We start from the raw sequence: 12,863 nt of genomic DNA, 5'->3' as shown, positions 1-12,863 counted from the left end.
TGACGATAAGGTTTATACCTTGTCATCCCAGTGCTTGACACTGGGATCCAGCTTTCTTTATAAATTCACCAAAAGTGCTTCATTCTATAACGCAAAACCCATACTCACCAAATCCAATGCATTACTTGCAATTAAGTTTCCTGGATCCCAGTGTCTGGGCACTGGGATGACACCATCATAAAGGAATCAGTGTCAGCTACTTTCATGACACCATTCTTTTTCCTGGATCCAAGTAGTCGAGCTACTTGGATGACAGCTAGCCTGACAACCGTCATCCCGCTACCTGTTAGCGGGATCTATGCTAAGAGATACCGCGAATGAATCGCGGTATGACGGTGTAGACGATGGTTAAGTATCCCGCTGCTTGTTAGCGCCGCGGCGGTATGACGGTTCGTGGTGGTATGACGTAGAGTGCTTAGAAGCTGCTATTTTGCTATAAATGGCTGTAATGGCATCATCTATTTTATTGCTATCACAGCCTGTTTGTGCAAATTCAGCATTCCCACCACAGTTCTTTTCAACTGCTATGGATATTAGTTCTTTTGCGCTAATCTTATTGATTAAGTCTTTACTTACTTTAATAATCAAGACTGTTTTATCTTTTTCTGTTGCCGTGAAAGCTATTATCGTTTTTGGTTTTTGTTGCTGCAAAACAAACTCTCTTATTACATTTGCTGGAATATCAGTGAAAGTGTGGCTTATAAAATTTATTCCATTTATTTCGGTGCTTTTTATATTCTCTGCACTCACAAGCTTTTTATATAGGTTTTTTATTTTGGTTTCGGATTTTTTGTGTTCTTGACTTAAAATACTTAATCTGCTTGTTATTTCACTCACTGGCGCTTTTACGAATTCTGCAACTTTTTTTAAGTTAATTTCATTATCACGTACATAATTGATTGCTTCCTGACCAGTTAAAGCTTCAATTCTTCTCACTCCAAAAGCAACAGAACTCTCTGTTACTATCTTAAATAAACCGATTTCTCCAGTATGTTCAACGTGCGTGCCACCACACAGTTCCCTTGAATCTCCAATCTTCACTACTCTTACTTGATCGCTATATTTTTCGCCGAATAACGCCATAGCTCCTTCGTCTATTGCCTGATTCATGCTTTGAATTTTTGTAGATGCGGAAAGATTTTCTCTGATTAGAGAGTTTACCATATCCTCTACCCAAAACAACTGATCTTGAGTCATTTGAGTGTTATGGCTGAAGTCGAATCTCAGTCTATCTGGTGCAACTAGGGAACCTTTTTGAGTGACATGATCACCTAGAATTTTTCTGAGTGTAAAGTGCAGAAGATGTGTAGCTGAATGATTTCTTCTTAAGGTTTGCCTTCTTTCCTTGTCAATGCTTGCTGCAACTGTGTCACCTTTACAAATTGAACCGAATTTAACTATGCATCTGTGCAAATATAGGTCATTAACCTTATTGGTATTCTCGACTATAATAATACTTCTACCAGGTTTGATCAGACTGCCAGTATCTCCCACTTGTCCACCTGACTCGCCATAAAAAGGTGTTTTATCAAGTATAATGGTTATCTTTTCTCCCTCCTTTGCAGAATCAATTACTTCATTTTTAGAGGAAACTATAGCTAGTATTTTCGCATCACTTACTTCATTGAACTCATAACCAACAAATTTTGTTTTGCCAAATTTATTGATCAAATCAAACCATACTTGCTCAACAGATTTTTCACCAGATCCAGCCCATTTAGCACGTGCTCTCTCTTTTTGTTCTCCCATTGCATCATCAAAACCCTTCTGGTCAAAATTTATTTTTTTCTCTTTTAAAATATCAAGTGTAATATCCAAAGGAAATCCATAAGTATCATATAGCTTAAACGCTAATTCTCCAGGCAGAGTGTCACCTGGTTTTAAATCTGCAGTGAATTTTTCCAATAGACTAATGCCTTTCATCAAAGTGTCTTTAAAGTTTTCTTCCTCTGATTTTAACGTCGTTTCTATTAAGCTTTTAGCTCTGACTAATTCAGCTCCCATATAAGCCGAACTCGTGCTATCTATCAACACTGGAAAAATACGATGGAGTAGGGAATCATTATATCCAAGCAGGTGAATATAACGTGTGGCTCTCCTAATTAATCTGCGTAATACGTAATTCCTGCCCTCATTTCCAGGAAGCACTCCTTCTGCGATGAGAAATGCAGCCGCGCGAAGATGATCTGCTATGATCTTATGCGCTATTTTATTTTCCGTTCTTCCACAGTACTCTTGTGATTTACTTATCAGAGCAGAAAATAGATCAATATCATAGTTATCATGGACGTTTTGCATAACAGCCGCTATTCTTTCAAGGCCCATTCCAGTATCGATGCATTTTTTTGGCAATTTGTGTAAATTACCTTCTTCATCTTTGTTAAACTCCATGAATACCAGATTCCAGATTTCAACAATTCTATCGCCCTCTTGTAAATTAGGACTCCCATGGTCATAAAAAATTTCAGAACATGGACCGCACGGACCAGTGCTTCCCATACTCCAAAAGTTATCATCCGTTGTAATTCTTATGATTTTATCACTTGAAAAGCCACTTATCTTACGCCAAATCTCGTACGCCTCATCATCAGTATGGTAGACGGTTATGGATAGTCTGTTTTTATCAAGAGATAACTCTTTAGTGATAAATTCCCACGCAAATTCTATCGCAGTTTCCTTAAAGTAATCACCGAAGCTAAAATTTCCGAGCATTTCAAAAAATGTGTGATGCCGAGTTGTATAGCCAACATTTTCCAGATCATTGTGTTTACCGCCTGCTCTTAGGCACTTTTGACTTGAGACAGCACGTTTCATTTCAGTTTTTTGAGCACCAGTAAAAATATTTTTAAACTGCACCATACCAGCATTTGTGAACATGAGCGTTGGGTCATGTTCTGGAATCAAAGGAGAAGAAGAAACCTGCTCGTGGTCATTATTTACAAAAAATTTTATAAATCTTTCTCTGATTTCGTTTAGCTTCATCGTTTTTATTGAGGTTATCTATAAATAATAAGTTGTAATGGAAATAAAATCAATACCACTCTCTAGATCTCAGAACTTCTAGTGACATGCACCTTGTGGTAAGAAAAAATCAATATATTCACGATAAATTTACCTCATATCTGTGTTTTATATGTGGAAATTGGAATGGAAATTTATGTAGGCAAAGAAAAAAGAATAGCAAATGTGGTGACTCAACACTGGAATGACATAAAAGGATCAGACAGAGATTGGCCAGAAAGGCATGAAATAGACACTGCAGAAATAATGGAATCATGGCAGCATTGTTTTGTCATTGAAGTCAAGGATCAAGGTTATATTTGTGAAAATGCAGGAGAAAAGGCTGTTGAATTCTATGGTTTTGAGAAAAAGACGCGCATTGATAATAAGTATGCAATTGATGCACCATTTTTGCGACTATATAAAATAGATGCAGTTATTGATAAACTTGATACTGTAATAGAGAGTAAATGCCCGATCAATGAAGAGGAAGAAAGTGAAAGTGTTAAAATGAGGCAAGTATTGTTGCCACTTGGGAATAAAGAAGGTATAACACACATATTGGGCGTAATTACTTTTAAACTCCTTTAATATACAATTTTAATTTGATTCTTTAATAAAATTATTTATACTAATGCTTAATTACTATTAAAGAACTCAATAGTAGTGCTTGTAAATTTATTTGGAATATGAAGAAAATAAAATTAAAAACCAAATCTTCTGTGAAAAAGCGCTTTCACCTTACAGCTAAGGGTAAAGTTATTTCTACTCAGTCAGGCAAAAGGCATGGCATGGTAAAGAGAAGTAAATCTAATATTCGTAATCAGCGCGGTACAACGATTCTTGGTAAATCTGACTCGCGTATAGTTAAGCTTCATATGCCTTACGGTATTTAACAAAATGGAGGTAAAATAAAATGGCTCGGGTAAAACGTGGAGTCACTACTCACGCTCGTCATAAAAAAATATTGAAACTGGCAAAGGGTTATAGAGGACGTGCAAAAAGCTGTTATAGAATTGCATTACAAAGAGTTGAAAAAGCACTGCAATATGCTTACAGAGACAGAAGAACCCGTAAACGTGATTTCCGTAGCTTATGGATAATACGTATTAATGCAGCAGCAAGAGAGCATGGGCTTACTTATGGTAGGTTTATGCATGGTCTTACACTTGCCGGCATTGATTTAAATAGAAAAATTCTTGCTGAGATGGCAGTTAATTATAAGGATGATTTTGCCAAATTAGTAGAAACTGTAAGTGGTAAATTAGCGGAGAATTCTTAAAGCAAAAACACCATGAGAATTATTTTCATGGGATCACCAGGATTTGCTGTTAATTCTCTGAGCTTGTTACTGAAATCAAAGAGCGAAGTGGTGGCAGTATACACCAAGGCTCCAAAACCTTCAGGGCGTGGACAGAAGCCAACGAAATCTCCAGTACATGTTATCGCTGAAGAAAGTAACATAGAGGTATGTACTCCTATCTCTCTAAAGTTTTCGGCAGAGCAAGGAAAATTTAGAAATTTCAAACCAGACGTTGCAGTTGTTGCCGCGTATGGATTGATACTTCCACGAGAAATTTTGAATATTCCTAAATATGGTTGTATTAATATTCATCCTTCATTACTACCAAGGTGGCGTGGTGCAGCCCCGATACAGCACACAATTTTAGCAGGAGATCAAGAAACCGGGGTTAGCATTATGCAATTGGATGAAGGATTAGATTCCGGCCCTATTTTAAAACAGGAAAAATTTCTTATCGAAAAGAACGATAATTACAAGACATTGCATGATAAATTGTCTGAATTAGGCAGTGATTTACTGCTTGAGGTGTTAAATGAAATTGAAAAACAGGTTCCTATAGAGCAGAACGATAATGATGCATGTTACGCTGACAAAGTGGAAGACTATAAAATTTATGCAAGTGATGCCTGTGAAGTTGCTTATAGAAAGGTTAAAGCGTTTTACCCAAAAGCATTCATTAAGATAGAAAATAAACGTATCAGGATACTTGATGCTGACTTTGAAGCTCTCGCTTCAGAACAAGGTAAGATTGTTAACGATAATATGCACATAAGTTTAAAAGGTGGCACTTTAATTCCTAAAGTTGTACAAATGGAAGGGAGAAATCCTTGCAGTATTGAAGATTTTATTCGTGGCTTGAAATCAAGCATGGTAAAAAAATTTATAGAATAGGCTGCTTTAAATTAGTGTAGAAATGTAATAGCTAAATTTCCTTTTCTTAGATATAATCTTATAAAATTTTCTGTACAAAAATGAAAATCAAAAGAGCTTTAATATCGGTATATGATAAAACGAATATAATTGATCTTGCATCGTTTTTAATGCAGCAACAAATAGAAATTCTTTCAACAGGAAATACTTATAAAGTGCTATCTAGTGCAGGAATAAAAACACAAGAGGTCTCAGATTACACACAATTTCCAGAGATACTGGGTGGTAGAGTGAAAACTTTACACCCTAAAATTCATGGAGGAATACTTTATGATCGAGAAAAGCACAAAAAGGAAGTGCAAGATCTAGGTGTTGAGCCAATAGACCTGCTTATAACTAACCTATACCCATTTTGGGAGACAGTAAGTAGCGGCTCAAATGAAGAGCAAATTATAGAACAAATTGATATCGGCGGAGTGGCGTTAATTAGAGCTGCAGCAAAAAACTTTCGTTTTACTTCAGTTATTTCTAGCATTCAAGACTACGAAGCACTAAAAGCTGAGATGATAAAAAATAACAATGAAACAACATTGGAATATAGAAAACACTTAGCAACCAAAGCATTTGCTCTCACTGCACACTACGATTCTAATATTCACAGTTGGTTTTTATCCCAGAGTAAAAATAATGAGTTACCAGAGTTTTTTGCTCTATACGGGCATAAAGTACAAGAACTCAGGTATGGTGAAAATCCCCATCAAAAAGCTGCATTTTATAGTAATCAATTTACAGAATATCCGTTGGAAAAACTACATGGAAAAGAGTTGAGTTATAATAATATAGTAGATATAGAATCCGCACTTAACATAACTTCTGAATTCGAAGAACCTGCAGCAGTGATAATCAAGCATAATAACCCATGTGGCGCTGCTATTGGTAATAATGCTTTGGAGGCATATGAAAAAGCTCTATCGTGCGATGAAGTAAGCAGTTTTGGTGGTATAGTTGCCTTAAACCGGGAGATAGATTTAAAGCTAGCGGAAAAATTAAACGAGATATTTTTAGAAGTAGTGATAGCACCATCGGTAAACAATGAGGCACTAAAAATTTTACAAAGAAAGAAAAATTTAAGAGTGATTATTCATAAATCTTTTCAACAAAATGTGAAATACCAAACTAAAAATGTTGTTGGTGGGTTTTTGGTGCAAGAAAATAATGACCACACAATAAAAGCAGAACAAGTAACAGAATGCACTGCAACAGACAAAGAAAAAAAAGATCTTATTTTTGCCTGGAAAATATGTAAGCATGTGAAATCCAACGCAATAGTTATAGCAAAAGATGGTTGTGCTATTGGCATCGGCGCAGGGCAAACAAGCAGAATAGATAGTGTGAACATTGCAGTGAAAAAAGCAGGTGAAAAATGTAAAGGTGCGGTGCTTGCTTCAGATGCATTTTTCCCATTTCCAGATAGCATAGTAGAAAGCACAAAACATGGAATTACAGCTATAATTCAGCCCGGTGGCTCGCTAAAAGATCAAGATGTGATAAAAGCTGCAAATGAAAATAAAATTGCTATGTTTTTCACTGGCGTTCGCAGTTTTTTCCATTAGGCTTTGTGTCTTATCGTCATACCGCCACAAACCGTCATACCGCCGCGGTATCTCTCAACATAGATCCCGCTAACAAGCAGCGGGATGACGGCTGTCGCTTAGCCACAAACGTTAAAAAATTTACCAAATAAAAAAAAAGGCAAAGAAGCCCCGTGGTGCGAGTTTTGACCCTCTAATACTTTAAATTGGCGCTGTAATAATGTGCTAACGCTTAAAATAAGCGCGATTTGGCTGAATGTAGAAAAAATTAAAAAGACATGCAGCCGCTATAATTTTATGTAATCCGCCAATAGATACTCCAAGTTTTTTACTGAATTTTTGTTATTGAACCCGCGCGGATCAAAAACAAGTTTTGAGTCAGAAATACCCTTAATACTACAATAAGGGGGCTGGCGGAGTTTGTCAAGTAAGTTTTTTCGTTTCTGTGACCAGTTGGACTTAAAGTCTACACAAAAAACGTTTACAACCAACGTTCAACATGGTAAATTAAAAACGGTTTATTCCTCGGTAGCTCAGTGGTAGAGCAGTTGGCTGTTAACCAATTGGTCGCTGGTTCGAATCCGGCCCGGGGAGCGTTTCTCTGTGAAATTCTAGTGTTGATTTTATATGAACATTAAATCAGTGGTTTTATGTATACTAGATGGCTGGGGAAATGGAATAGAGAATAATAAATACAACGCTATCAGCAACGCAAATCCACCCTGTTGGCAATATATTAGCTCTAATTATCCAAAATGCAGTTTATCCGCCTGTGGAGCTGATGTGGGGTTACCTGGTGGTCAAATAGGTAATTCAGAAGTTGGCCATATGAATATTGGCAGTGGTAGAGTAGTAATGCAAAGCCTTCAGCGCATTAATCAAGAGATTGGAACAATAGAAAACAATGTAAATCTACAAAGTTTTATTAGTAATCTAAAAAGTAAGAACGGAGTATGCCATATAATGGGATTAGTGTCAGATGGCGGTGTTCATTCGCATCAAAAGCATATTTCAACTTTAGCAAATAAAATATCACAGCATGGAATAAAAGTGGTGATACATGCATTTTTAGATGGCAGAGACACATTGCCAAATTCAGGAAAAAAATGCATTCAAGAATTTACAAAGAGTATAAAGGGAAATGACACAAGAATTGCTACTGTTTCTGGGCGTTACTATGCTATGGACCGTGACAACAGGTGGAAGAGAACAATCGAAGCTTATGAGGCTATCGCATTTGCAAAGGCACCTTGTCATGATAATGCAGTATCGTTGATTGATGAAAATTATCAGAATAACATAACTGATGAGTTTATCAGGCCCGCAGTAATAGGTGACTATCAAGGTATAAAACCAGAAGATGGAGTGCTGTTGGCTAACTTTCGTGCTGATCGAATGATACAATTAGCAAGTATTTTGCTAGGCAAAACAGACTATATTGAGGTAGCAAAACTCTCTTCAATTCTAAGCATGATGAAATATAAAGAAGATCTCAAAATTCCTCATATTTTTCCTCCTACTTCTTTCGCTGATACTCTAGGACAAACAATAGCAGACAATAAATTGCAACAATTACGTATCGCCGAAACCGAGAAATACGCTCATGTGACTTTCTTTTTCAATTGTGGAAAAGAAGAACCTTTCTCTGGCGAAGAAAGAATACTCATTCCCTCACCAAAAGTTCAAACTTACGATTTGCAGCCCGAAATGTCAGCCTTCGAGCTCACAGAAAAGCTTGTAGAAAAAATTCATTCCCAAGAATTTGCACTGATAGTTGTAAATTACGCTAATCCTGACATGGTAGGGCATACAGGTAATATAAAAGCAGCCGAGAAAGCTGTGCTAGCTGTAGATGATTGTCTTGCAAAAGTGCTGAATGCTGTTAAAAAGTCAAGCAACACCGCATTAATTGTTACTGCAGACCATGGTAACGTGGAATGTATGTTCGATGAAGAAAATAATACACCTCATACAGCACACACTCTAAATAAAGTGCCATTTATTGTGTCTTGCGATAATCTAAAACTAAGAGACGGAAGGTTATCTGACATTGCCCCTACTATTTTACAGCTACTTGGAATTAAAAAACCAAACGAAATGACAGGCAGTTCGTTGATTTCTTGCATTACCCTCTGTCATTCCAGCTAAGCAGCGTTATGCACCGGAATGACATCAAATAGATGTGTTTTAACTTAATCCAACTTTTAAATTTTTTGCTGTTAGTACTAATGATTCATTAAAGAAGCTGTCAATATCACCAATACTATCTATATTTTTTGTACTGATAGATTGGTCAATTCTTTTGACCAAATTAGATAAAACTTTATTAGGGCCAATTTCAACAAATTTGTTAATGCCACGGCTTGACATATACAAAACCATTTCTCTCCATTTCACTCTGCTTACAACTTGCTTGGCGAGTAAAGTTTTTATAACTTTGGGATCACTCTCCTCTTTAGCTGTAACATTTGATATCAAAGGAACTATAGGACGGGTTATTTTAATACCCTTCAAAAACTCCAAAACTTTTTCATCAGCAGGTTTCATAAGAGATGAATGAAAAGGCCCACTAACCTGTAATTTAATTAGTTTCCTCACACTCGAGTTTTTGAATAAATCGGGTAACATTTCAAGAGCTTCTCTAGTGCCACTTATAACCACTTGTCCGCCACCGTTATCGTTTGCAATTTCACAAATTCCGTCAATTTGAACTGATTTCAATATATCTTCCACTTCATTTATCTCTGCTCCAAGCAACGCAACCATTCCGCCTTTACATTTCAGTGAAGCTTCATGCATTGCTTCGCTGCGAACTTTCAGCAGCTTGATTGCAGACTCAAGCGTTAACGCTCCTGCAGCACACAGCGCTGTATATTCGCCAACTGAATGCCCACAAACATATTTAACATTGTGATCAGTGAAAAGAGATTTGCCAAACACATGCTCCATAACACGTAGCATTGCAATTGATACTGCCATTATAGCTGGCTGAGCGTTTTCTGTAATGGTTAATTCTTCAATAGGACCGTTGAAGATTAAATGAGACAGCTTTCTATCCAATATGCTATCTACTTCATTAAATACTTGTCTTGCAACGGAAAACTCACTATATAAGCTCTTTCCCATTCCTACAAACTGAGAGCCCTGACCAGGGAAAGCGAAAATCATGATAATTATTACTTATTCCTTATTAAGTATAAGATTTTATTTATTTTTTGTCAATATTTTAGAATAATGATTGACTTAGTGAATTAAGTTCACTAGAATGTTAACTGACTAAAAGTTTATAAACAACAATGAATTATCATAAAATTATTATAGTTATGACAGACGGTCAAGAGTTTGAAACTCGTTCCACTTATGGAAAGGAGGGAGATAGGGTAAAACTTGATAGAGATCCTCTTACTCACCCTGCATGGACTGGAAGTTTGACAAGCGGGTTAGCAAGTAAAACTAGCAAATTAGCTAAGTTTAACGATAAATATGGAAGCATTTTCTAATTCTCCTCCTCTTTAAGTTTTAGAGAGTTTACTGAAGCATGCATAAATACAAAAATATAGGCTATGTTGCTTCTCCATCACCAAAATCGCAGGAAGTATCTAAACTATTAAAGAAACTTAATTTTATCAATATAACAGAAGAAAATAAGTCCGAAATCGATCTATTGATAGTTGTTGGCGGTGATGGCTTTATGCTACGCACTTTGCACAATTACGTCATAGAAAATAAAAACATGCATGTGTATGGGATAAACACTGGCAATGTTGGGTTTTTGATGAATAAATGCTTTAAAGATTTAATTGATCATATAGAGCATGCAACTTCAACTCAGTTAACTTTGCTAAAAATGGAAGCAACAGACACAAGTGGCAAGAGATATCATTACATAGCAGTAAACGAAGTATACGTTTTTAGAAAAGCGAACCAAATAGTAGAGATGAATATTACTATTAATGATAAGCTAAAAGTAGAAAAATTTAGAGGGGACGGAGTAATATTATCTACCCCCACAGGCAGCACTGCATACAACTTCTCTGCCGGTGGCCCAATCTTGCCGCTAAATTCAAATTTACTTGCACTCACTTCTATCAATAGCTATTACCCAAGGCATTGGAATGGAGCGTTAATATCAAACGATACAATCGTACAAATTGACATTAACGACACAAAAAACCGTCCAGCACTTGTAGTATCAGATTACAAGGAGTTTCATAATATATCACAGATAAAAATACAAAAAGACCATGAGAACACAATAACTTTGCTTTTTGACAAAGATTACCCTCTGAATGAAAGAATCTTTGATAGACAATTTCTATACTAATAATTATCCGTAAATTGGTATTTACTATATCTTAATAACTATAGCGTAATCAATGCAGCATAGTAATTAACTTTGGAGTGAATATGCATGGGTCAGTCGAAAAATCAACAGTAAAATTAACTTCTTACGAACAAACAGGTGACAATAGCAAGATAACACTAAAAGATCCACCATCGCCTGAAGAAGCAGGAAATGCTATCTCAAGTGTACTGAATGTAGTACCACGTGTGCAGGGAATGTCACATGAAGAATCAGATGATGAGGAAGTGGATCCTACTTATGCATCTGTAAATCGACAAAAAGATGGTGATGGAGCACCACCGATTTTGCCAAAAGCTCCAGGTTTACAAGACAAAGAAGACAAAAATTTGTTTGGTCTTAGTACTGAAGTACTACCTCCTTCCCTAGAAGAAACAAAAGGTGAGACTCATGATTGGGTATCACAAACAGCAAGTTTAGGTTTAGAAGGATTATCTGGTAATGGATCAGAAGAACATATTTATGCAGTTATAAACCCAAATACAAAATCTTCGAAAAAGAGTTTAGACAGTGAAATAGGTGGTCAAAACTCAAAAGATGATTTAGGTGCGTCTTCAAATACTTTACCATCGTATAAAAGCAAAGATGACTCTGAAGAGTCTTTGTCACTAAATTCTGATATAGGTAGCACAACAAATAAAAAAACAAACAGATTCTTGCCAAGAGCAAAGTATGCCATGCAGCAGAAGGGTTTTATAATTTTTGGTGCAAGTGCTATTATACTCAGTATATCTGCAGCTTTATTATATTTACAAGATAAAGCAAAATTTATTGCATTTTTTACAAACAGCCCAAAATATATCACTATACCAGTTATCGCACTTGCTGCATTGCTTGCAATTGGTCCAATATTTTTTGCAACAAGGCAATTTATAGATACTGAAGAACATTCCATTCAAAAAAAAGATGCGGATAAAATTTTAGCTGAGGTGTTGGAGCACCAGCCAAAAGATAAAGCTATAAAATCTGTAAGACTGGAATATAGCAATGGCACTCATTCAAATTTTGTACTTAATGCTTGGGAAGCTAAACAAGGCTTCACTAACATTGACGAAAAAGTAATTACTAGAACTAATAAAATAAAATCAGTAATTAACGACAGACCAATATTTACTGCATTATTTACTGGTGTAGTTGCTGCAAATATAGCGTTTCCTCTAGGGCTACTTGCAACACATGGTGTTAATGGTGTACAAAAATTTTACCAAAACCCTTTGACTAATAACATAGGATTATCATTACTTATAGGTTCTGGTATACTTGCATTATCAATTATATGTCTTGGCGTGCATTATTATAGAAAAACAAATTGCACTAACCTTATATATTCTGAAGAAGAGATTGATCCTAAAGATGTTAATGGGAAATTCATTGAGGAAATAAAACGAGAAAGAACAAATGTTCTTGGGGAAAATCACAGTAAAGACGCTAAACGCAGCAGCTTAACGCTTGAGCAAGTTGTGGTTCAATCTCATAATTGTAAGGATATTGTTTATAGTGTCGGTTAATAAAATGCATGATATAGCTAGTGCAGCCCTACGTCATACCGCTGCAGACCGTCATACCGCGATTCATTCGCGGTATCTCTAGATCCCGCTAACACGTAGCGGGATGACGATTGTCAGGGTAGCACCTCCCTCCCCTGTCATCCAAGTAGCTGACTGACCTTACCCAGAAAAAGTGGAGAGAAAGTTTGGAATGTTTTTCACAAAGAGAATGATGAATCAAAATGCTC

The 12,863-nt window shown here is 36.2% G+C and carries 13 protein-coding genes and 1 tRNA gene; 11 read left to right on the top strand and 3 right to left on the bottom strand.

Features of this window, described 5'->3' with window-relative positions; genetic code table 11:
* The coding region (locus WOCAOBSORBRA_RS06585) for a PX domain-containing protein (protein ID WP_410543525.1) at positions 1–181 on the top strand (181 nt) is incomplete at its 5' end.
* Here the strand turns inward: WOCAOBSORBRA_RS06585 and WOCAOBSORBRA_RS03505 are convergent.
* Together WOCAOBSORBRA_RS03505 and alaS are read right to left on the bottom strand one after the other, a co-directional pair.
* Entirely contained in the window at positions 132–275 is a 144-nt protein-coding gene (locus WOCAOBSORBRA_RS03505) for a hypothetical protein (RefSeq protein WP_153801319.1), read from the bottom strand. The two genes, WOCAOBSORBRA_RS06585 and WOCAOBSORBRA_RS03505, sit on opposite strands and share 50 nt — an antisense overlap.
* A 73-nt stretch (positions 276–348) precedes the next feature.
* A complete protein-coding gene (gene alaS, locus WOCAOBSORBRA_RS03500) occupies positions 349–2,982 on the bottom strand; it encodes an alanine--tRNA ligase (protein ID WP_174515939.1) in 2,634 nt (877 codons plus the stop codon).
* 165 nt (positions 2,983–3,147) lie between these two features.
* On the opposite strand from alaS, the gene WOCAOBSORBRA_RS03495 reads away from it, so the two are divergent.
* The 7 genes from WOCAOBSORBRA_RS03495 to gpmI all read left to right on the top strand — a co-directional run bounded on the left by WOCAOBSORBRA_RS03495 (position 3,148) and on the right by gpmI (position 8,913).
* On the top strand, positions 3,148–3,591 hold the full coding sequence (locus WOCAOBSORBRA_RS03495) for a PAS domain-containing protein (protein WP_010962890.1): 444 nt from the start codon (positions 3,148–3,150) through the stop codon (positions 3,589–3,591).
* Between the two features lie 98 nt (positions 3,592–3,689).
* Entirely contained in the window at positions 3,690–3,896 is a 207-nt protein-coding gene (rpmI, locus tag WOCAOBSORBRA_RS03490; RefSeq protein ID WP_007548610.1) for a 50S ribosomal protein L35, read from the top strand.
* A gap of 20 nt (positions 3,897–3,916) precedes the next feature.
* Positions 3,917–4,282, top strand: a complete 366-nt coding sequence (gene rplT, locus WOCAOBSORBRA_RS03485) for a 50S ribosomal protein L20 (protein ID WP_006279340.1) — start codon at positions 3,917–3,919, stop codon at positions 4,280–4,282.
* A 12-nt stretch (positions 4,283–4,294) separates the two neighbouring features.
* A complete protein-coding gene (fmt, locus tag WOCAOBSORBRA_RS03480; protein ID WP_174515938.1) occupies positions 4,295–5,194 on the top strand; it encodes a methionyl-tRNA formyltransferase in 900 nt (299 codons plus the stop codon).
* Positions 5,195–5,274: 80 nt separating this feature from the next.
* Complete coding sequence (gene purH / locus WOCAOBSORBRA_RS03475; RefSeq protein WP_174515937.1) at positions 5,275–6,786, top strand: bifunctional phosphoribosylaminoimidazolecarboxamide formyltransferase/IMP cyclohydrolase; 1,512 nt, start codon at positions 5,275–5,277, stop codon at positions 6,784–6,786.
* Between the two features lie 501 nt (positions 6,787–7,287).
* Positions 7,288–7,359, top strand: a tRNA-Asn gene (locus tag WOCAOBSORBRA_RS03470).
* Positions 7,360–7,392: 33 nt separating this feature from the next.
* Complete coding sequence (gpmI, locus tag WOCAOBSORBRA_RS03465) at positions 7,393–8,913, top strand: 2,3-bisphosphoglycerate-independent phosphoglycerate mutase (protein ID WP_155969149.1); 1,521 nt, start codon at positions 7,393–7,395, stop codon at positions 8,911–8,913.
* A 39-nt stretch (positions 8,914–8,952) separates the two neighbouring features.
* On the opposite strand, the gene fabD is transcribed toward gpmI, so the two are convergent.
* The gene (gene fabD / locus WOCAOBSORBRA_RS03460) at positions 8,953–9,933 is read right to left on the bottom strand and encodes an ACP S-malonyltransferase (RefSeq protein ID WP_155969147.1); all 981 of its coding nucleotides are present in this window, start codon (positions 9,931–9,933) and stop codon (positions 8,953–8,955) included.
* A 128-nt stretch (positions 9,934–10,061) separates the two neighbouring features.
* Between fabD and rpmE the strand changes: the two genes are divergently transcribed.
* From rpmE to WOCAOBSORBRA_RS03445, 3 genes are all read left to right on the top strand, one after another.
* A complete protein-coding gene (rpmE, locus tag WOCAOBSORBRA_RS03455) occupies positions 10,062–10,265 on the top strand; it encodes a 50S ribosomal protein L31 (RefSeq protein WP_007548602.1) in 204 nt (67 codons plus the stop codon).
* A gap of 38 nt (positions 10,266–10,303) precedes the next feature.
* Positions 10,304–11,089: an NAD kinase gene (locus WOCAOBSORBRA_RS03450; protein WP_155969145.1), complete on the top strand. Its 786-nt coding sequence runs from the start codon at positions 10,304–10,306 to the stop codon at positions 11,087–11,089.
* Positions 11,090–11,172: 83 nt separating this feature from the next.
* Complete coding sequence (locus WOCAOBSORBRA_RS03445; RefSeq protein ID WP_246165619.1) at positions 11,173–12,636, top strand: hypothetical protein; 1,464 nt, start codon at positions 11,173–11,175, stop codon at positions 12,634–12,636.
* Positions 12,637–12,863: the final 227 nt, after the last annotated feature.

It is taken from the genome of Wolbachia endosymbiont of Cardiocondyla obscurior (assembly GCF_902713635.1).
GTDB classification, from domain to species: Bacteria; Pseudomonadota; Alphaproteobacteria; order Rickettsiales; family Anaplasmataceae; genus Wolbachia; species Wolbachia pipientis.
This window is presented reverse-complemented; position numbering and strand designations above follow the sequence as displayed.

What these genes read in the sequence shown, in the direction of transcription:
- fabD (WP_155969147.1), bottom strand. Translation starts at nt 9,933, where the DNA reads ATGATTTTCGCTTTCCCTGGTCAGGGCTCTCAGTTTGTAGGAATGGGA.
- fmt (WP_174515938.1), top strand. Translation starts at nt 4,295, where the DNA reads ATGAGAATTATTTTCATGGGATCACCAGGATTTGCTGTTAATTCTCTG.
- rplT (WP_006279340.1), top strand. Translation starts at nt 3,917, where the DNA reads ATGGCTCGGGTAAAACGTGGAGTCACTACTCACGCTCGTCATAAAAAA.
- rpmI (WP_007548610.1), top strand. Translation starts at nt 3,690, where the DNA reads ATGAAGAAAATAAAATTAAAAACCAAATCTTCTGTGAAAAAGCGCTTT.
- purH (WP_174515937.1), top strand. Translation starts at nt 5,275, where the DNA reads ATGAAAATCAAAAGAGCTTTAATATCGGTATATGATAAAACGAATATA.
- rpmE (WP_007548602.1), top strand. Translation starts at nt 10,062, where the DNA reads ATGAATTATCATAAAATTATTATAGTTATGACAGACGGTCAAGAGTTT.
- WOCAOBSORBRA_RS03445 (WP_246165619.1), top strand. Translation starts at nt 11,173, where the DNA reads ATGCATGGGTCAGTCGAAAAATCAACAGTAAAATTAACTTCTTACGAA.
- WOCAOBSORBRA_RS03450 (WP_155969145.1), top strand. Translation starts at nt 10,304, where the DNA reads ATGCATAAATACAAAAATATAGGCTATGTTGCTTCTCCATCACCAAAA.
- WOCAOBSORBRA_RS03495 (WP_010962890.1), top strand. Translation starts at nt 3,148, where the DNA reads ATGGAAATTTATGTAGGCAAAGAAAAAAGAATAGCAAATGTGGTGACT.
- alaS (WP_174515939.1), bottom strand. Translation starts at nt 2,982, where the DNA reads ATGAAGCTAAACGAAATCAGAGAAAGATTTATAAAATTTTTTGTAAAT.
- gpmI (WP_155969149.1), top strand. Translation starts at nt 7,393, where the DNA reads ATGAACATTAAATCAGTGGTTTTATGTATACTAGATGGCTGGGGAAAT.
- WOCAOBSORBRA_RS03505 (WP_153801319.1), bottom strand. Translation starts at nt 275, where the DNA reads ATGACGGTTGTCAGGCTAGCTGTCATCCAAGTAGCTCGACTACTTGGA.